The 18,781-nt window shown below is 41.8% G+C and carries 16 protein-coding genes; 11 read left to right on the top strand and 5 right to left on the bottom strand.

Annotated features, from left to right (window positions below):
* Positions 1–54 precede the first annotated feature (54 nt).
* The 4 genes from HXT44_RS06630 to HXT44_RS06615 are packed head-to-tail and all read left to right on the top strand — an operon-like array spanning position 55 to position 4,284.
* Positions 55–960 carry a carbohydrate ABC transporter permease gene (locus HXT44_RS06630; protein ID WP_064621607.1) on the top strand — a complete coding sequence of 302 codons (906 nt, stop codon included), beginning with the start codon at positions 55–57 and terminating at the stop codon, positions 958–960.
* The gene (locus HXT44_RS06625; RefSeq protein WP_004108195.1) at positions 960–1,781 is read left to right on the top strand and encodes a carbohydrate ABC transporter permease; all 822 of its coding nucleotides are present in this window, start codon (positions 960–962) and stop codon (positions 1,779–1,781) included. The genes HXT44_RS06630 and HXT44_RS06625 overlap by 1 nt, the downstream gene beginning before the upstream one ends.
* 32 nt (positions 1,782–1,813) lie before the next feature.
* Positions 1,814–3,193, top strand: coding sequence for a glycoside hydrolase family 13 protein (locus tag HXT44_RS06620; RefSeq protein ID WP_004108193.1), 1,380 nt, complete (start codon positions 1,814–1,816; stop codon positions 3,191–3,193).
* Positions 3,194–3,222: 29 nt separating this feature from the next.
* Positions 3,223–4,284, top strand: a complete 1,062-nt coding sequence (locus tag HXT44_RS06615) for a LacI family DNA-binding transcriptional regulator (protein WP_004108190.1) — start codon at positions 3,223–3,225, stop codon at positions 4,282–4,284.
* 115 nt (positions 4,285–4,399) lie between these two features.
* On the opposite strand, the gene HXT44_RS06610 is transcribed toward HXT44_RS06615, so the two are convergent.
* Positions 4,400–5,926 carry an aminotransferase class I/II-fold pyridoxal phosphate-dependent enzyme gene (locus tag HXT44_RS06610; protein WP_012914541.1) on the bottom strand — a complete coding sequence of 509 codons (1,527 nt, stop codon included), beginning with the start codon at positions 5,924–5,926 and terminating at the stop codon, positions 4,400–4,402.
* Between the two features lie 271 nt (positions 5,927–6,197).
* Between HXT44_RS06610 and HXT44_RS06605 the strand changes: the two genes are divergently transcribed.
* Positions 6,198–6,455: a hypothetical protein gene (locus HXT44_RS06605; RefSeq protein ID WP_076003106.1), complete on the top strand. Its 258-nt coding sequence runs from the start codon at positions 6,198–6,200 to the stop codon at positions 6,453–6,455.
* Between the two features lie 35 nt (positions 6,456–6,490).
* Here the strand turns inward: HXT44_RS06605 and HXT44_RS06600 are convergent, their stop codons facing one another.
* Together HXT44_RS06600 and HXT44_RS06595 are read right to left on the bottom strand one after the other, a co-directional pair.
* On the bottom strand, positions 6,491–7,273 hold the full coding sequence (locus HXT44_RS06600; protein ID WP_421782855.1) for a nitroreductase family protein: 783 nt from the start codon (positions 7,271–7,273) through the stop codon (positions 6,491–6,493).
* Positions 7,274–7,339: 66 nt separating this feature from the next.
* On the bottom strand, positions 7,340–7,795 hold the full coding sequence (locus HXT44_RS06595; protein ID WP_064621498.1) for a DUF4235 domain-containing protein: 456 nt from the start codon (positions 7,793–7,795) through the stop codon (positions 7,340–7,342).
* Positions 7,796–7,964: 169 nt separating this feature from the next.
* Here HXT44_RS06595 and HXT44_RS06590 point away from each other — a divergent pair, with 169 nt between their 5' ends.
* The 3 genes from HXT44_RS06590 (at position 7,965) to HXT44_RS06580 (ending at position 11,894) form a co-directional block, all read left to right on the top strand.
* Positions 7,965–8,675, top strand: a complete 711-nt coding sequence (locus HXT44_RS06590; protein ID WP_064621493.1) for a histidine phosphatase family protein — start codon at positions 7,965–7,967, stop codon at positions 8,673–8,675.
* A gap of 187 nt (positions 8,676–8,862) precedes the next feature.
* Positions 8,863–10,278, top strand: coding sequence for an ABC transporter substrate-binding protein (locus tag HXT44_RS06585; RefSeq protein WP_119522953.1), 1,416 nt, complete (start codon positions 8,863–8,865; stop codon positions 10,276–10,278).
* 272 nt (positions 10,279–10,550) lie between these two features.
* Positions 10,551–11,894, top strand: a complete 1,344-nt coding sequence (locus tag HXT44_RS06580) for an ABC transporter substrate-binding protein (protein ID WP_012914535.1) — start codon at positions 10,551–10,553, stop codon at positions 11,892–11,894.
* Between the two features lie 162 nt (positions 11,895–12,056).
* On the opposite strand, the gene HXT44_RS06575 is transcribed toward HXT44_RS06580, so the two are convergent.
* Positions 12,057–13,070, bottom strand: coding sequence for a LacI family DNA-binding transcriptional regulator (locus tag HXT44_RS06575; protein WP_415707547.1), 1,014 nt, complete (start codon positions 13,068–13,070; stop codon positions 12,057–12,059).
* Positions 13,071–13,372: 302 nt separating this feature from the next.
* Between HXT44_RS06575 and HXT44_RS06570 the strand changes: the two genes are divergently transcribed.
* The 3 genes from HXT44_RS06570 to HXT44_RS06560 all read left to right on the top strand — a co-directional run bounded on the left by HXT44_RS06570 (position 13,373) and on the right by HXT44_RS06560 (position 15,850).
* A complete protein-coding gene (locus HXT44_RS06570; protein ID WP_004108156.1) occupies positions 13,373–14,224 on the top strand; it encodes a carbohydrate ABC transporter permease in 852 nt (283 codons plus the stop codon).
* On the top strand, positions 14,221–15,054 hold the full coding sequence (locus tag HXT44_RS06565; protein ID WP_004104804.1) for a carbohydrate ABC transporter permease: 834 nt from the start codon (positions 14,221–14,223) through the stop codon (positions 15,052–15,054). Before HXT44_RS06570 ends, HXT44_RS06565 begins: the two co-directional genes overlap by 4 nt.
* A gap of 187 nt (positions 15,055–15,241) precedes the next feature.
* Positions 15,242–15,850, top strand: a complete 609-nt coding sequence (locus tag HXT44_RS06560; protein ID WP_119522954.1) for a DUF624 domain-containing protein — start codon at positions 15,242–15,244, stop codon at positions 15,848–15,850.
* A 476-nt stretch (positions 15,851–16,326) separates the two neighbouring features.
* Here the strand turns inward: HXT44_RS06560 and malQ are convergent, their stop codons facing one another.
* Positions 16,327–18,576, bottom strand: a complete 2,250-nt coding sequence (malQ, locus tag HXT44_RS06555) for a 4-alpha-glucanotransferase (RefSeq protein ID WP_004108143.1) — start codon at positions 18,574–18,576, stop codon at positions 16,327–16,329.
* Positions 18,577–18,781 lie beyond the last annotated feature (205 nt).

Below are 18,781 nucleotides of genomic sequence, written 5' to 3'. Positions count from 1 at the left end.
GAATGAAATAAAGTTGGCTCAGCTATCGGAGTTCTTTGTATCAAGGAGTATGTAATGAAAAAACGTCATTTTCTCAAGTCTGCGCACAGGCACTACCAGAAAGATCAGGTAATTTGTGCTGCGGTATTCTTGTTGCCAGCAGTGCTTATTATTGGTGGTTTCGTGCTGTACCCTGTGTTGTCTGCTGTATATATTTCACTAACATCGTGGGATGGATTCTCTCCGGAAAAGAAATTTATTGGCTTGGGAAACTATGCTCGTCTTTTCCAAGATCCTGAGTTTTTCAACAGCTTAATGGTAACAATTATTTATGCTGCTGGTGTATGTGTATTAAGTGTGCTGACTGGGTTATTTCTCGCACTTTTGCTTGATGCACCTATACGAGGTAGGAGTATTTATCGTAGTATTTACTTCCTTCCAGTGGTTACATCTTCTGTAGCTGCAGCCATTGTGTGGAAATATATGCTTGATCCTTCTGGATTTGTGAACAGTGTGTTGATGAAATTCAATATACACGGACCAGATTGGTTACAAAATCGCTGGCTTGCGCTTATTGCATTAATTCTTTTGACCGTGTGGAAAAATATTGGTTTTAACGCTATTTTGTATTTAACTGCGTTACAAGCATTGCCAAAAAGCGTGTATGAAGCGGCTGCATTAGATGGAGCTACTGGGTGGCAAAAATTATGGAAGATTACTTTCCCATTGCTGTCTCCAATGACGTTTTTTGTAGTAGTTCAGGCATTGGTGACGAGCTTCCAATCCTTCGACCTTGCATACATGCTCACGGGTGGCGGGCCTCGCGGAGGCACGGAAGTGCTTGGCATGATGATGTATCGGGATGCGTTCAAGCTTGGTGATTTTGGCTATGGAACAGCAATAGCGTTTATTACACTTGCGCTAGTGCTAGGCGTGACGATGGTTCAATGGAAAGTTTCTGGAGCACAAGGAGAAGAATAATGAAATCATCATTATGGTCGCGTTTAGCGCGTCATGCGATTCTGATTTTAGGTTCAGCAACAGTAATCATTCCATTTTTGTGGATGTTCACTACTTCTTTGCAAATGCGTGCTGAAACATACACGAATACTTCAATTTTTCCTACATCATGGCATTGGGAAAACTATATTCACGCTTGGCAAGCTGCGCCGTTTGCACAATATTACTGGAATACGCTATTGATGACAGTAGGAATTGTTGTAGGACATTTAATATTTGATGCCTTTGCTGCCTACGCTTTTGCGCGCTTAGAATTTCCTTTGAAGAAAACAATATTCATTCTGCTGCTTTCTGCATTGATGATTCCTAATTTTGTGATTGTTATTCCGTCCTATGAGATAGTCGCTAATTTGGGGTGGGTTGATACGCTGTATGCTTTGGTTGTTCCTAGACTTGCAGATGTGTTTGGCATTATTTTACTTCGCCAATATTTTGCAACAATTCCTCGAGAGCTTGATGAGGCAGCGCGCATTGACGGTTGTGGCAGGTTTGGAATATTCTTCAAACTGATTGTTCCATTGTCATATCCAGCGTTTGCGACGCTTGGTATTTTCAGTTTTCTCTTTGCGTGGAATGATTTCCTTTGGCCGTTATTGGTTACGAATACGGATGAAACTCGTACAATCCAGATTGGTTTAGCATCCTTCGTAGGGCGTTATGGAACCTCTTGGAATTATTTGATGGCAGGAACTTTGACTGCAACAATACCAAGTATCATTGTGTTCCTTTTCTTCCAACGTGCGCTCGTTAGAGGAATTGCAAATACGGGTATGAAAGATTAGAAATTGTAGAAATATTAAGGATGGGGTTTATTATGTCTATACCACAGTGGTTGCCTGATGCAAGATTTTATCAGATTTTTCCTGATCGTTTCCATCGTTGTGAAGGCTACGGTATGCTAACTGAAGGTCATGTGCCGCTTGATCCATGGGATGCTGAGCCTACGCGTGAGAATTTCTTAGGCGGTAATATTGCTGGAATTACAGAAAAACTTGATTATATTCATGATTTAGGTTGCAATGCGCTCTATTTGAATCCAATTTTTTCTGCTGCAACAAATCATCGTTATGATGCAAACGATTATTTTAAAATCGATCCACTTTTAGGAACTCTTGAAGATTTCCATACATTAGTAGATGAAGCGCATAAGCGGAATATACGTATAGTACTAGATGCAGTTTTAAATCATTGTGGTAAAACTCATTGGATGTTTCAAGATGTTGTTAAAAATGAAGAGAATTCAGAATATGTGAATTATTTTTCAGTGAAAAACTTTCCAGTTAAGTCATTGCCTGTGCCTAATTATAAAACCTGTTCTGGTTGTGAATATCTACCGAAGTGGAATGTGTTTAATCCAAAGGTGCGTGAGCATCATTTTAATGTTGCAAGATATTGGATTGATCAAGGTATCGATGGTTATCGTCTTGACGTTCCATATTTTATTTATCCAGAATTTTGGCAGGACTTTAGGCAAGTTGTTAAAGCAAAAAATTCGGAATTATGTTTGATAGCTGAAGAGTGGAGAGACCCTGCTCAATGGTTGCAAGGAGACACTACTGATAGCACAATGAATTATACTCTGCGTGATTTAGTTTTAGGTTTTACTGCGACAAAGCGATTCAATGCATACGATTTTGTTAACGGTATTAACCGTTTGCAGGAGCGCATACCGTATGGATATCACCATGGAATGATGAATTTGTTGGGTAGCCACGATACTGAGCGTGTTTTAACTGCGCATCAAAATAATACTGAGGATTGCATAACCGCGTACTATTGCATGTTTGCCTGCGAAGGTGCTCCAATGATTTATTACGGTGATGAGCTTGGTATGGTTGGCGATAATGATCCAGGGTGCCGTTCTGGTATGCAGTGGGATAGTCTTGATGCAAATGCTGAAATATTCCGTACAATTGTTCAATTAAATGCATTGCGGCGTGATCATATTGCGTTGCGAAGAGGCACGCAAAGTTGTTACGCTGTTGACGAAGATACTGTCATTATTTCTCGAGAGCATAAGGAAGAATCTCTTTTGATGATTATTTCACGTAATAATTTGGTAGAATATAATTCATCGAAGCTACCTCAACAATTGCAAAATCATAATTGGCGAATTATAAATGGTGTAACTGTTGGAAATAGTTGGCGCCCCAATAAAGATAATTCTATGATTGTATTGCAAGCTCAACAGTAAAAATAATGTAGAAGTAAGAAGTGTGAGACATGGGAAAGAAAATTACAATGCAGGATATTGCTGATGCAGCGCGTGTCTCTAAATCTGCTGTCTCCTTTGCGTATAATACTCCTGATCGCTTATCATCAGAAACTGTAGAACACATATTTTCAGTTGCAAAGGAACTAGGATATGTGCGTAATCCTGTTGCTTATATGCTGCGAACTCAAAAGACAAATAGTTTGGGATTGTTACTACCACAGCAATTAGGGCGAGTGCTAGAAAATCCATACTATTCGGAATTTATTCAAGGTATTGGGCAAATCTGTGAGCGAGAGGGACTGACGCTTCTTTTAGTGCCTCCACTTCGTAATTCTATGTTAAAAGCAATTCCTTATGCTGCAGTTGACGGTTTTATAGTAACTGGTTTAGAAGAAGATCGTGGTGAAGTTGAAGCTCTTATGCAGCAAGGAAAGCCATTTGTTATTGTTGACAGTGAGGTGCATAGTCAGGCTCCAAGTATCAATATTGATGAGACGCGCGCTATGAAGGAATTAACTGAGCATCTTATTTCATTGGGCCATCGCAATTTTGTGGTGATTTCTCCAGAATCAGGCAATGATGATGGGTATCTTTCTTGGCATGGAACAATTCGTCGCCGTATTGATGGTGTGATTTCTGCTTTAGAAGAGAATGGAATAGCCCCACTGGTCGATAAGAAAAATGTTATTGAAGTGCCATGCACTCGTGCTGGAGGAAAAGAAGCTTTTGCACAAATAACTAAACAAAATAATTCTGCATTCCCAACTGCGTTCATCTGCTTTAGTGATGTTATTGCGTTTGGAGTAATGGATGCTGCTAGACAGTTTGGTTTGCAAATCCCACGTGATATTTCTGTTACAGGTTTTGATGATCTAGATGAGTCTGCATGTAGTAATCCACCGTTGACAACAGTTAAACAGCCTGTTACAACTAAAGGACGTTTAGCTGCTGAATATATAGTAGAGACTTTGAATGCTGGGTATGAACGAGCATCATCCCGTCACGTATGTCTACCTATTACTGTGCTGCTGCGTGAGTCAATTGGCCCAGCAGCATCTATAAGAGAATAGGCTGCTTAGTAAATACTTTGATTCCTTCCTCCTATGAAAAATATAGTGCCACGTTAAGTTTTTTTAGCGTGGCACTATATGCATAATTTTTTTGTTTATATAAAAATTATTTTTTCTACTGGCGATAGTAGGAGAGGAAGTTAGCGAGTTTGCCCATTGCGTCACGAAGCGTTTGCAAGCGCGGCAAGTAGACTACGCGGAAGTAGCCTGGAGTCTGCCAATTAAAGCCTTTGCCGTGCACAATCAGCAACTTCTGATCGCGTAGCAAATCAAGCGCAAACTGTTCGTCGTCGTGAATGTTGTATCGACTTGGATCGAGCTTTACAAACATGTAGAAAGCAGCGTCTGGTCGCTCAACGCTTACGCCATCCATCTCTTGAAGCGCGTTATAGCAATACTCGCGCTGCTCATACACGCGTCCGCCTGGTTCCAAATACTTTTCAACGCTCTGGTATCCGCCCAAAGCAGTCTGAATAATTGACTGCGCAGGAACGTTCGAGCACAAGCGCATATTAGACAGCATATTAAGACCCATAATGTAGTCGCGAGCCTTGGATTTATCTCCCGAAAGACTCATCCAACCAATACGGAAGCCAGCAATCATATGCGACTTAGAAAGTCCGCTGAAAGTTACGCAGAATACGTCTGGAGCAAGAGAAGCAATCGAAATATGCTTCTTGCCATCCATAACAAGACGGTCGTAAATCTCGTCCGCAAAAATAATCAAATTAAACTCGCGCGCAATCTTAACAATCTCTTCCAAAACTTCGCGACTATACAGCACACCCGTAGGATTATTCGGGTTAATAATCACGATTGCTTTAGTGCGAGGCGTGATTTTAGAGCGAATGTCGGCAATATCTGGGTACCAATGCGACTTTTCGTCACACATGTAGTGCACAGGAGTACCTCCAGCCAGGCTAGCGCACGCAGTCCACAACGGATAGTCTGGGCTTGGGATAAGAATCTCGTCGCCGCAATCAAGCAGCGCTTGCATAGAAAGATTAATCAGCTCGGAAACTCCGTTTCCAGTGTAAATATCTTCCATTTGCACGCCTGGAATGCCCTTAAGCTGATCGTATTGCATAATCGCCTTGCGAGCGGAGAAAAGTCCACGACTATCCGAGTAGCCTTCGCAGTCAATAAGCTGTTGTTGCATGTCGTAAATCACTTCGTCTGGAGCGCGGAATCCGAAAGGCGCAGGATTTCCAATGTTGAGCTTTAGAATATGCGTTCCGTTCGCTTCCATGCGGTTTGCTTCTTCAACAACTGGGCCGCGAACGTCATAAAGCACGTGCTCGAGTTTGGTTGATTTGTTGAAGGTTCTATGTTTGAGTGTTTGGGAAAGTTCAGCTTCTGTAAGCTGTGGCTGATTTAATTGTGGTTCTTCTGCAGACTGGCAGTTTTGCTCGATTTTTGCACAAGAATGACCGCCTTTGATTCCGTCGCTGCTGATTCCAAGAATTTCAGCTAGCATGTTACGTACGTCTTTGCGAGGCTCGGTTTTGCCGCTTAAATACTGGCTTAACTGGCTTTTACCAAGTTTATGACCGTTTTTTGCTGCAAGCTCGATTACGTCAATCTGCTTGTACCCCTTACGCTTCATAGCTTTTTTAAGCTCATCAGCAAAATTCTGTGCCATAATCTGTCTTTCTTGTAAAATCGGCATTTATAAATTGAACAAGTTTATAGCAAAGTTCAAAATATAAGTATTAAATTGAACTATTTATATTTTTAGTGATGATTTTACGCGCAAATTTGTATTTTGCAAAGTAAAAATTGAATTTATTTTGAATTTATTTTGAACTTTTGCGAATATGTTTGGTGACTTAAATTTAGGAATGCTGCATTATTTCGCGCTATTGCACGCAACTCGTAGAATCTGTGTTAAGCGGTTTGCTACCATAAAAGCTATGTATTTCTTTACTCCGAGGCGCTGCGAATCTACCCAAAAAATCATGTACAAGAATAAAGGGCAGGCTCTTATGGCAGCGGAGCAAAGTTTGCGAGAGCGTGGAACACAGTTATGGGTTTATGCTTGTGAATATTGTGGTTGCTGGCATTTGACGCATAAAAACCCGGTAAATCGCATGTATTCCGATATGCGCTCGCCATCCGCAAGCACGAAGCCTAAATCTAGAAAGCGCGGGTACAAGCCAAGACGGCGTTAAGTTAAAACGGCACTAAATTAAAACGGTGTTAAATCTTATGCAACATTAAAACCTTGCCTTGCAACCTGCTCAACATCTTCTGCTTCGTGTTTTTTGGCAATATCGTCTGCTGCTATAGCAAGAATTTGCGCGCTGAAAGCGTCAACCGGTCTGCTAGTATTTCGCAAATCGTAATATTGATGCACGCGATTGTCGAAATCGGCAAGATTCTCTAGTAATTCAGCATCGTCAGCAGGGTAAGTGTTTTCAAAAATCTGCATGCTAGTACTCATGCGCGGCTTTAATTCCGGATTTTGTGCAGGCTTACCAATTGCCAAGCCGAGCACGGGATACGTGTATTCAGGCAAATCCAAAATATCAATAAGCTGAGTTCTACTGTTCAAAATTGAACCGAGGATTACGCAACCAAGACCCAAAGATTCCGCGGCAGTTTCCATGGTGTGAAGTGCCAAAATGACGTCGTTTTGAGCTTGAGTAAAGCGGTAACGAGTTTTAAGCATAAATTCGTCGCTGCCTGTATCGATGCCATTTTTTTGTGCAATTGCAGCGTTTCTGTGCTGGTCAATAATAAAAACGTACAACAGCGGAGCTGTAGCAATATATGTTTGATTGCCAATTTCGGAAAGCTTCTGCTTAATTGAGCTATTCGTAATTTTAATCGCTGACCAGTCGTTCAAAAACTGGCTGCAAGCAGCGCGTTGAGCCACGGTTTCAAGAGTCGCGACTGTATCTTCGTCAATTGCTTCGCTGCAAAAAGCGCGAATAGATCGGTGGTTCAGTAGAGTATCAATAGTTTCGTTGTGACGTAAGTTTTGCACGTTATTCTTATTCCTTACTTTCCTTATTCTTCGATTATTTCTGCATTTAGTTTCATTTGTTCAAAATTAGAATTTATTTTTTCGAAACTGTCGCTTTCTTTGCCTCCGCGCAACATAAGACAAGGTTCCGTGACTTACTAAGCGACCAACAATCGTAGTAAGAATCGCAGAAAATACTGCAAATCCAAGAGACATTAGCAATGGTTCTTCTTGCTTAACACGTTGCTTTTGTGTGATTTTTTCTTTAGAAAGATTGTTAGGACGATTATTAGAGTTTAAATTGATTTTTCTAGTATCAACATGTTTTTCCCATATTAAGTGCGCAATCTGTCCAGCTATAAACGTTGCAAAAGACGGAAGTGCGGCTTTAAGCAACGAATCTCCTAAAGTATTTGGATTTTTTAATCGGCGCTCGCGAAGCGCATCAATCTTACGATTCGCTGCATTCAGTCGTTGCACGGTAGCTTGAGTCACACGATGGTTTCGTTGAGTTTTAGTATTAGCCGATGATAATTGCGTCATATTTTCTATGTTAATGGTAACGAAATACCAATTTTGGCGGTACCATGGAACAGTAATCTTGATTTGCGGCAAAGTGGCTGCAAGTTAAGAAATGCTTACGTAAAGCAATCGTGCTGCTAGGCGTCCAGTGCGATGTGTGTACATGGCGCTGGTGAGGAATGTGAAGACTATGCAAAATAACGGCACTAAAGAATCCTCTCAGAAAGAATGCTCGAAGCAGGGTTGCTTGGTGTTACTTCGTCACGGTCAAACCGCTTGGAGTGTGTCTGGTCAGCATACTGGGCGCACGGATTTGCCTCTTACTGAAGTTGGTGTTGAGCAAGCAAAAGAGGCTGGTGCTAGATTGCAGCGTGTGTTCACAAAAGGTTTTGATGAGGATTGTGTGCTTGTAAGCCCGCTTCGTCGCGCGCAGCAAACAGCTCAGTTTGCTGGATTTGCTTCGTATACAATTTGCGATAGCGCGCTGGAGTGGGATTATGGTGCTGCTGAGGGTCGCACGCGCGCTGATATTTCTAAACTAAGTGGAGTTGAGGCGTGGGATGTGTGGAAACATGGTCCTAAAGTTCTTCCTTTTCACATGGTTAGTGATGCTAAAGAAGTGCTTCCTAGTGGAGAGACAGTGGATGTGCACAGGACTTCTGGAGAAAGCTTGCAAGAGGTTTCGGATCGTACTCAAAAGATTATTGATATGGCAATGCCTAAATTGAAATTAGGTAAGGACGTGCTTGTTGTTGCGCATGCTCATGTGTTGCGTATTCTTACTGCGCGCTGGCTTGGAATAAACCCAGATTTTGCGCGACTTCTTCGTATGGATACCGCGCATTATTCTGTGTTGGGCACGTATAAAGGCGACAATGTAATTGTGCATTGGAATTGTTGAAATACGGTTTTAAAATTTCAGATATTTTCATATATTTTAGTGCGATTTGCGCAAATTTTTTGCAAAGATATTTATATATTTGAGTCTTGCGTTTGCTGTAATATTAGCTCACTACGGTGATTTAAATAGTATTCAATAGCAGTAATTAGTTAGTTCGTAAGAGATTAGCAGTATATGGAAAGGTTCGATGATGAGTCGTTCGGTTAAGTCGATTATTGCGCTAGTAGTTTGCGCTGTTTTGGCGGCTTGTGCGTTTACTGCTTTTGGTTTTTCTCAGTCTTTTGGCGCAAATGCCGATAGGTCTGCTAATGGGAAGGTTATTTTCTTCAACTTGAAGCCTGAAGCTACTGCTATGTGGGAAGAAGTTGCTAAAGAATACACAAAACAGACTGGTGTTACAGTAAGCATAGTTACACCAACTGGCGGTCAGTATGAAAAGAGACTTAAAACCGAAGTTGAGAAATATAAAGATAATCCAGATAGCATGCCTACGTTATTCCAGATTAACGGTCCTGTTGGCTACGCTAACTGGAAGGATTACACTGCTGATTTAACTAATTCCCCTCTTTATACGCAACTTAGCAATAAAAATCTTGCTTTTATGGATAACGGTAAGCCGGTTGCTGTGCCATATGTTACTGAAAATTACGGCTTGATTTACAACAAGGCTTTGCTTGCTAGGTATGCGGATCTTAAAGATGCAAAGTTGCAACCAGAAGAAAACGGCAAATCTTTTGAAGATCAAATAACTAATTTCGCTACGTTGAAGGCTGTTGCAGACGATTTGCAAAAGCGCAAGGATGAGCTTGGTATTGACGGTGCTTTTGCGTCCGCAGGTTTTGATTTAAGCTCCGACTGGCGTTTTAAGACGCATCTTGCAAATATGCCTTTGTATTATCAATTCGTTAAGAATAACGTTAATGGTCAGCCTCAGTCAATTAATTACGACTATGTTGATAATTTCAGGAAGATTTTTGACCTTTATATTTCTGATTCCACAACTCCTGTAAGCCAGTTAAGTACTAAAACTGGCGAGGATGCTGTTTATGAGTTTGCTCTTGGTAAAGCTGTGTTCTACCAGAATGGTACTTGGGCTTGGGGTGATCTTTCAAAAGCTGGCATAAAGCCTGACGATGTTGGCATGCTACCAATTTATATTGGTGCTAAGGGCGAAGAGAAACAAGGCATGGCTACCGGTTCGGAAAATTATTGGTGCATTAATAAAAAGGCTTCAAGGCGGAATCAGGAAGCAACTAATGCCTTCCTTAATTGGTTACTTACTACAAATTATGGTAAGGATGCTTTGGCTAATAAAATGGGCTTTGCTACTCCTTTCAAAGGTTTCCCTAAAGCAGAAAATCCTCTAGTTCAGGCTGCTGTTGATTACACTGCTAAGCCTGGCAAATTGCCTGTTAAGTGGGTGTTTGTTACTATGCCATCTAACGGTTGGAAAGACGATGTTGGCTCTGATTTGCTTACATACGCTCAAGCAACAAAAGACGGTATGACTTCTATTGGCGCTAATAAGGCATGGACTACTCTTAAATCCGCGTTTGTTGACGGCTGGGCTAAGGAATATAAGATTGCTCATGGGCAGAGTTAGCTTAATTAAATAATTTGTTTTGAACTATAATCCTCAAGGGGTTGCACAATCGTTTGCTAAATTGTTGTGCAATCCCTTTAATTATTGCCAAAAATACGTGCTAATTTTATCGAATATATTAGTGGGTAGTGTTTTTATAATGACACGCGTCAATTTACTTATGCTATCGTTTGCAATATTGCAGCAGTTGAGGCATAATAAATATTGTCGATAAGGACACCGAGAGGTGTGGCAGTCCAATGACGGGATTGTCGGCATAGGAGAAAGGTTCGATGATGAATCGTACAATTAAATCAACAATTGCACTGGTAGCTTGCTCGGCAATGGCTTTTGGCGCGCTTGCAGCTTGCGGATCCTCCTCAAGTGACAGCTCTGCTAAAGGTAAGGTTTACTTCTTGAACTTTAAGCCAGAAGCTGCAGATCAGTGGAAGGAAGTAGCTAAGGCATACACCAAGAAAACAGGTGTTGAGGTTAAGGTTCAAACTGCTGCTTCCGGAACTTATGAGCAGTCTTTGAAGAGTGAAATCAGCAAGGGTAATGAAGCTCCTACACTCTTCCAGATCAACGGTCCAGTTGGTTACGCAAGCTGGAAGGATTACACTGCTGATTTGAAGGATACTGAGCTTTATAGCCAACTTCAGAACAAGGATATTGCTTTGAAGGATGGAGATAAGGTTGTTGGTATTCCATATGCAATGGAAACCTACGGCTTGATTTACAACAAGGCTTTGCTTAAGAAGTACACCGAGCTTAAGGATGCTAAGGTAAAGTCTGCTGAAGAAATCAACTCCTTCGATAAGTTGAAGGCTGTTGCAGATGATATTCAAAAGCACAAGTCAGATCTTGGCGTTGAAGGCGCCTTTACTTCTGCTGGTTTTGATTCCAGCTCTGATTGGCGTTTTAAGACCCACCTTGCAAATCTTCCTTTGTACTATGAGTTCAAGGAAGATCATGTTACCAAGCAGCCTGCAAAGGTAAAGGGTAGCTTCCTTGACGGTTATAAGAAGATTTTCGATCTTTACATTACTGATTCCACTACACCAGCAACAAAGATTGGTTCCAAGACTGGTGAAGATGCTAATGCTGAGTTCTCCCAGGGTAAAGCTGTGTTCTACCAGAATGGTACTTGGGCTTGGGGTGACCTCTCCAAGGCTGGTATGAAGGCTGAAGACCTTGGTATGCTTCCAATTTATATTGGTGCTAAGGGCGAAGAGAAGCAAGGCTTGGCAACTGGTTCTGAGAACTATTGGTGCATAAATGAGAAGACGTCTGATGCTAACAAGAAGGCAACTAAGGACTTCTTGAAGTGGTTGCTTACTTCCGATGCTGGTAAGGATGCTTTGTCTAAGAAGATGGGCTTCACTACTCCATTCAAGAGCTTCGCAGATATCAAGTCCGACAACCCATTGACTCAAGCAGCCGTTGAAGATGCTAAGTCTGGTAAGACTCCAGTAAGCTGGAACTTCACCGTAATGCCATCTGATAACTGGAAGAACGACCTTGGCTCCGCTTTGCTTGAGTACGCTCAGGGCACCGGCAAGTGGGATAAGGTCAAGACAGCATTCGTGGATGGTTGGGCTAAGGAATATTCTCAGGCTCACGAAGATGACAACTGATCCATTAATAAACAAACAGACGTTATACCTGCTGACGTAAGCAAGCAAAGGTGACGTAAGCAAATCCGCTAGGATACTGGCACATCATAGTGCTAAGTCCTAGCGGATTTTGTTATTTCGATATTTTGTTATTTCGATATTTTCTAGAAAACTATAAAAGGTCTACTCTTTTAATAATGCAGCTGTGCTCGAACGCACAATAAGTTGCGCTGGAACAATGCGATATGGATCTTCAACTTCCTCTGCGTTTATAAGCGCAAGCGTGATATTTGCCGCAGTAGAAGCAATATCAACTGGATCCTGTCTAATAGTAGTTAAGCCAGTTTCATGCGCGTAAAAACTATCGTCAAAACCAATAATTGACACATCTTTTGGAGTAGAATACCCGCTGCGTGCAAGCTGAAACATAAGCGGTATTGCAATACCATCTTCTTGGCATGCAATTGCTGTTGGCATAATTGAACTTCCAAGAAGCATAGAAACTATGGCGCTTATGCGATCAGAATTAGCAGGTGCCACAATTTCTGTAGGTGTGATTCCGCTATTTTGGCATTCATCAATAAAAGAATGGTAACGCTGCAATACGCTGAAATGTAGTGAAACGTCACGAGTTGTGCGTACATATGCAATATTGCGATGCCCTAAACCGATTAAGTGGCGTGCCATAAGTCTTGCACCTTGGTCATCGTCAATATTGATAGTCGCGTCAAAATCGCATTTTTGTGGATATAAGCAGTTTATGCCAACAATTGGCACACCTGTTGATTTAAGTTGTGCGATTTCGTTGGTATTTACGTCAAAGGAGCACACAACAACGGCGTCAGCATTACGTCTAGTTGGGAGCATTGTGAAAAATTCACTACGCTCTTTACTGCTGGAAATCTGAAAAATAGACAAATCATATCCAGCTGTGTGGAATACTTGATTCAATCCTTGAATAATAGATGCAGAAAACCATAGACGAATTTGATCGCTAATCAATAAAGCGATGCGCAAGGTTTTACCAGATTTTAGTGCTGCTGCAGATTTCGAAATAGAAAAATTCAATTGTTCGGCAATGGCCAATACTTTATTGCGAGTGGATGCAGATACTAAGTTCGGTCGTGTAAATGAACGCGACACAGTAGAAACTGACACATGAGCTTTATTCGCTACATCTTGAATATTTGCCGACATGTGAACTCCTTTATTCGCGTATAACAAACGTGTAGCACAGCCTTGTGTTTAATTGTTTAGTGCGAACTTTTATAGTTCGAAACAAACAAACGTTTGCAGACATTTCTATTCTAGCAAATTTTGCTGGAATGCCAACGATAATAAGCAATTTTTTTAAAACTAAATTCTGATATTTGTTTGAAGTGACATATCGAAAATGACAACGTTTGACATAGCTAATTCATGTAGTAGAATGAAGTTATTGGTTCGGGACAGCGATGTCTACGTGGATGTCGCGCTCAAGGAGGAGAAAGTGACGAGTCATGATTAGTATGAGCGGAAAAGCAATACGTAAATGGTGGTGGTTATTTGCGCTGCCAACGTTTGCTGCGTTTATTGTTGGCTTCTTAGTGCCATTTATTATGGGTGTGTACTTGAGCTTTAGAAAATTCACTACTGTGACTGATGGTAAGTTTGTGGGTTTTCGTAACTACTATAGAGCTTTAAAAGATCCGCATCTTGTTTATTCGTTTTTGTTCACAACGCTTTTTGCAGTTATTACAACAATAATTATTAATGTTATTGCTTTTGCAATTGCGTACATGCTTACTAAGAAGTTCAAGGGCACGACGATATTCAGAGCCGTGTTCTTTATGCCAAATCTTATTGGCGGTATCGTTTTAAGCTATATTTGGCAGCTCTTGTTAAATGGTATACTCGGCTACTTCAATCGTACGATTACGTTCTCTGAAGTATTCGGTTTCTGGGGCCTTGTGATTGTTGTTTGCTGGCAGCAAATTGGCTATATGATGATTATTTATATCGCAGGAATGCAGGCTCTTCCAGGAGATGTTATGGAAGCAGCTGCTGTCGATGGTGCAAGCCCAAGGCAGACTTTATTCAAGATTACTATTCCATTGATGATGCCTTCTATTACTGTTTGCACATTCTTAACAATTACCAACGGCTTCAAGCTTTTCGATCAGAACTTCGCATTAACTAACGGTGGTCCGTCAAGGAAAACAGAGATGTTAGCTCTTAATATTTATAGAACTTTCACTACTCCAAGATGTGAAGGCGTTGGTCAGGCTCAGGCAGTCATGTTCTTCATTGTCGTGGCTGTTATTGCTATGGTTCAGAATATGCTCACTAGGTCGAAGGAGGTAGCGGCATGAACGAGAAAACAAAGCATCCTGCGTTATGGACGGTGCTGTTCACTCTTATAAGCTTGTTATGGATTTTTCCTATAGCTTTAGTAGTGCTGAATTCTTTCAAGTCTAAGGTTGATATTGCCAGCAATCCTTTTACTTTTAGTTCAAAATCGTTTGTTGGAATGTCTAACTACGTATTAGGCTCAAATCGTACTGATTTTCCGATGAGTTTCCTCTGGACCATTGTTGTAACTGTTGGTTCTGTGATTCTCATTCTTCTGTGCACGTCAATGTGTGCATGGTGGATTGTTCGTGTGAACAATTGGGCAGCAAAACTTCTATACGTTTTGTTCCTGTTTAACATGATTGTGCCATTCCAGATGGTTATGTACACCCTTGCTTACATTACGAACACTTTAAAGTTGAATACTCCATGGGGATTGTGGATTATTTACTTAGGCTTTGGTGCAGGACTTGCAGTGTTTATTTTCACTGGTGTGATTAAGGGTATTCCGCAAGAACTCGAAGAGTCTGCAATGATTGATGGTGCTTCTGTACCACGTATATTCTTCCAGATTATTGTGCCGATTATGCGACCTGCTATTATTTCGGTTTCAATCTTGCAGGCAATGTGGATTTGGAATGACTTCCTGCTTCCATTCTTGACGCTCGATCTCAACAAGTATAAGACTATTTCTATAGCTGTTCAGTATTTGAAGGGCGGCTATGGATCTGTCGAGATGGGCGCAATGATGGGCTGCTTGGTTATGGCAATTGTTCCAATCATAATCTTCTACCTCATCTGCCAGAAGTACATTATTAAAGGTGTTATGTCTGGTGCAGTAAAGGGATAAATTAATTCTCCTCCAAAATTCAGGTGGCAGTGAAAGCGGCGGTGTGTGCATACTATTACGTTTGTGCACGCCGCCATTATTTTTAATAGTTACGTTAGTTTGTAATTAGGTGGTAGAGTTCGTTATTAGAGTATCTATAGATAGTAAAGCATAGGAATTGCGTCATAAAACCAGGAGATAGTATAGAATGATTTTCTCGTTTGGAAGCCCAGATTCAAAGTTTGCGCAAAGCATGGAAACATTTGCTGATGCCGTGTGGCTTACAATATTGATGATTTTAACAAGCTTTCCTTTAATTACTATCGGCGCTTCTCTTTGTGCTGGTCATGATGCTGCAAGACGTACAGAGCAAGGTGAAGGACATATTACTGCAGCTTATTTTCGCGCGTTTGCTAGCAATTTTCTGGAATCTACTATTATTTGGGCTGTAATGGGACCAGTTTTGCTTGCTATTATTTGGCTATGGCTTTGCGTGTGGTCTACTCCACTTTTAATTATTAAATTTATTCTAAGCATATTGTGGGTTATTGTTGCCGAATGGGTGTTTGCACTACAAGCGCGTTTTAAAAATTCAATTGATAAAACAGTGGTTAATTCTCTTATTTTTGGTATTTCGTATTGGAAAGAAACTCTTATAATGACACTGCTAGATATAGTGTTTATTGTGTTAATATTTGCATCAATCGTATATTTGCCGCAGGGTTTGCCTTTGTTGGTATTCATTGGTTGGGGATCGCTTATTATGCTGCATACTCCGATTTTAGAGCGTGTATTTGCAAAGTATATTAAGAAGTAATTTCTGCGTTATGGCGTGACGACCTGCTTGAGCGCAGCATTGTGCGCGCGAAAGCAACTCGGAGTGCCGAGCTTGCTTAGGGTTGAAAGCACGGTGTGCTTTCAACGCAAGCGGGGTCTGCCTTCGTCAATAAAGACGAAGGCAGGGCAGGTTTGTGTGGCTGTGCTTTAGAAATTAGGTTGTGACTGGTGTGCGCTGATGACCTGCTTGAGCGCTGCGATTTAGCGCGCGAGTGTTGCTGCTTATTTGTGTTATTGACGCAGATTACGTACTGCGCGAGTAACGGTGTTGAGGCAGGGGGTTTGCTTCTTACTCCATAACCCCCATAACCCCATAATTAATGAGGCGAGCACTATTATAGATGCTCGCCTCACATAGGACATCATGTAAGAAATATTTTGATTTGCTACTATGCAAATCATATTCCTTACGAGGGGGGGGAATAGAGTCAGTTCATCGGTAAACCAACTATTAAATTATACATGCTTCCGTGTATTTTCGCCGCGCATAACTGCCGTCATAGATAGCACTCGTGGTGACTTAAATACTTCATCGGTGTGAACTACACGACCATCAGCATCAGCAAGTGGAATACGCCAGTTTGGATACTCTGTACTAGTTCCAGGCTGATTCTGTGAACGCTTCTCGCCGACAGCATCAACCAAAGCTACTTGCAAAAGCAAAGATGGGGAAGTGAGCATAATTGCATGCATAGCTTCCACAATTTCTTGTGCATGACCTTCAACATCCTCAGCAGCATCTTTGCTAATCCAACCGTTCTCAAGAAGCATCTTCATCATTGCATCGCGTTCAGCTTGAGCAGCCTCCTGGAACGTTTCTACGGAGTCTGTAAGCAGATGAAGTTGCTCGCGAAGCTTGACATGCTCAAAGGCAAGATAACCAGCTGTAGGTGGCATATCGTGCGTAGTAACGGAAGCAAGAGCATACTCTCGATATGTAGACGGATTAGCAAAAATAATTTGCTTCTTTCCAGCCTTCTTAGTAGCGGCTTCAGCTTCGTCGTCGTGGGTGAACCACTCAACAACAGTGCCAAGCACGCCATGAGATGCAAGAACCTTAGAAACATACTTCGGCACAGTGCCCAAATCTTCGCCAATAACAACACCGCCTGCGCGAGTTGCTTCAATAGTGAGAACTGCGAGCATTGCATCTACATTGTAGTACACATACGCGCCGTTTCTAGCACCCTGTCCTTGTGGAATCCACCACAAGCGGAACAATCCAAGAACGTGATCAATACGAGCAGCTCCTGCATGCAAGAACACGTTATGAACCATGTCTCGGTAAGCAATATAGCCAGTTTCATCCAAATAATTTGGATCGAATGGAGGTTGACCCCAATCCTGACCTTGCTGGTTGTAGAAATCAGGAGGAGCACCAACGCTTACACCATTAGCAAATCGTTCCGGACTCCACCAAACGTCAGCACCGTAGCCGTGTACGCCAACTGCCATGTCTTGCATAAGACCAATTGCCATACCAGCAGCTTTAGCTTCAGCGTGAGCTGTAGCAACTTGCTCATCAGCAATCCACTGAAGCCAACGATGGAACTCAAACAAGTCAGCATGTTCGCGCTTAAGTCGCTCAATTTGCGGAGTGCCTTTGCCTGTAGTGTCAAACCACAAATTCTCGCCCCAAGGAGCACCCCAAACCTCAAACGCAACACACCAAGTTGCAAAGGCGTCAAGATCTTCACCAGAACGATGCTTAAACTCACTAAACTCGCGCTCGCGCTCGGTAGAACGAGGTTGCTTGAAAATAATACGCAACGCAGGAAGCTTGGCATCCCATGCAGCGTTGATATCTATAGGATTTGGATTATTGTTTTGAGGAGCAATAGACTCATGCAATTGCTCTACTTTAGCAAGATCTTCACCACTTAATTCAGCATATTCCGGAATATCTTGCGGACGAATATAAGTGACATTCAAGAACCTACGAGACTCAGGTAAGTACGGTGAAGGCTCAAGAGGTGTTACTGGAGCGCACGCATGAATTGGATTAATCAGCATAAAATCAGCCTTGCCGATTTCTCCAGCATCCTTAAGTAGGCGACGCAAATCGCCATAATCGCCAATTCCCCAAGAATCTTTTGAACGCACAGAATACATTTGCGTCATGAATCCCCAACGGTGCTTTTGCTTAACGCTTTCAGGCAATGGAATACGCGCAGGTGCGGCAATCAATGTGACATCAGCATGTTGAGCCGTCTCGCCATTCGCGCTGATTACTTTGGCATGCAAAGTGTGGTAGCCCATTGGCAAATCATCCGGAAGTTCAATGAACAAGTCTCCATCGTCTTCGGATTGAATATCGCCTAACGAGTCTTCATAATCTGTTCCATCTTCGAGTGTAAGAGAAATGTGAATTTGCTCTTTTTTGGCATCTCCTGCGTGAATTGGTACGCAAGTTTTTGCGCCATTAAACGAAACGACAGTTGGTGGCAATAACTCGCTAGAGCGTTTGCGCTGAACCTTCTCGTATGAAATTGCAATATTGTCTTGAGTGTCGGCAGGCATGCCTAATGCATCAAGTACTCCAACTAATGCTTCATCTGTAATTTCGGTGTAGCTTCCTTGCTGATCAATATAAAAAGTGGCAACGCCGCACGCCTTAGCAAGCTTAATAAGTGGACGTGCAAGACGTTCTGCGCTTTCTTCCATAGGCTTATCAGCATCAGCTTTGCCAGTAGCTGTTGTTGTCATGGTGCTCCTTCTACTTTATGATTTGGCACATTCCTAACATCGTCGTAAGCGTGCCAAATGTGCAACTATGGCGATAGCGTGTAAATCAATACATCTCTGGATTGAAATACACCCTGCCTGTCAATTATATAAATACCTGACATCGTTTGCAAATTAGCGTTGCGACATATTTGCTAGTTTTTATAAGTAATTGCAACTAAACACA

Source organism: Gardnerella sp. DNF01198P, from assembly GCF_049244165.1.
In the GTDB taxonomy this organism is placed as follows: domain Bacteria; phylum Actinomycetota; class Actinomycetes; order Actinomycetales; family Bifidobacteriaceae; genus Bifidobacterium; species Bifidobacterium swidsinskii.
Note: the sequence above shows the minus strand (reverse complement) of the source record. Positions and strands in the feature narration are given on the sequence as shown.

Bases quoted from the DNA above. Each gene is read 5' to 3' on its own strand.
- HXT44_RS06565 (WP_004104804.1), top strand. From the start codon at position 14,221: ATGAACGAGAAAACAAAGCATCCTGCGTTATGGACGGTGCTGTTCACT.
- HXT44_RS06630 (WP_064621607.1), top strand. From the start codon at position 55: ATGAAAAAACGTCATTTTCTCAAGTCTGCGCACAGGCACTACCAGAAA.
- HXT44_RS06570 (WP_004108156.1), top strand. From the start codon at position 13,373: ATGATTAGTATGAGCGGAAAAGCAATACGTAAATGGTGGTGGTTATTT.
- HXT44_RS06620 (WP_004108193.1), top strand. From the start codon at position 1,814: ATGTCTATACCACAGTGGTTGCCTGATGCAAGATTTTATCAGATTTTT.
- HXT44_RS06590 (WP_064621493.1), top strand. From the start codon at position 7,965: ATGCAAAATAACGGCACTAAAGAATCCTCTCAGAAAGAATGCTCGAAG.
- HXT44_RS06595 (WP_064621498.1), bottom strand. From the start codon at position 7,795: ATGACGCAATTATCATCGGCTAATACTAAAACTCAACGAAACCATCGT.
- HXT44_RS06560 (WP_119522954.1), top strand. From the start codon at position 15,242: ATGATTTTCTCGTTTGGAAGCCCAGATTCAAAGTTTGCGCAAAGCATG.
- HXT44_RS06575 (WP_415707547.1), bottom strand. From the start codon at position 13,070: ATGTCGGCAAATATTCAAGATGTAGCGAATAAAGCTCATGTGTCAGTT.
- HXT44_RS06585 (WP_119522953.1), top strand. From the start codon at position 8,863: ATGATGAGTCGTTCGGTTAAGTCGATTATTGCGCTAGTAGTTTGCGCT.
- HXT44_RS06615 (WP_004108190.1), top strand. From the start codon at position 3,223: ATGGGAAAGAAAATTACAATGCAGGATATTGCTGATGCAGCGCGTGTC.
- HXT44_RS06610 (WP_012914541.1), bottom strand. From the start codon at position 5,926: ATGGCACAGAATTTTGCTGATGAGCTTAAAAAAGCTATGAAGCGTAAG.
- HXT44_RS06605 (WP_076003106.1), top strand. From the start codon at position 6,198: ATGTATTTCTTTACTCCGAGGCGCTGCGAATCTACCCAAAAAATCATG.
- HXT44_RS06580 (WP_012914535.1), top strand. From the start codon at position 10,551: ATGATGAATCGTACAATTAAATCAACAATTGCACTGGTAGCTTGCTCG.
- malQ (WP_004108143.1), bottom strand. From the start codon at position 18,576: ATGACAACAACAGCTACTGGCAAAGCTGATGCTGATAAGCCTATGGAA.
- HXT44_RS06625 (WP_004108195.1), top strand. From the start codon at position 960: ATGAAATCATCATTATGGTCGCGTTTAGCGCGTCATGCGATTCTGATT.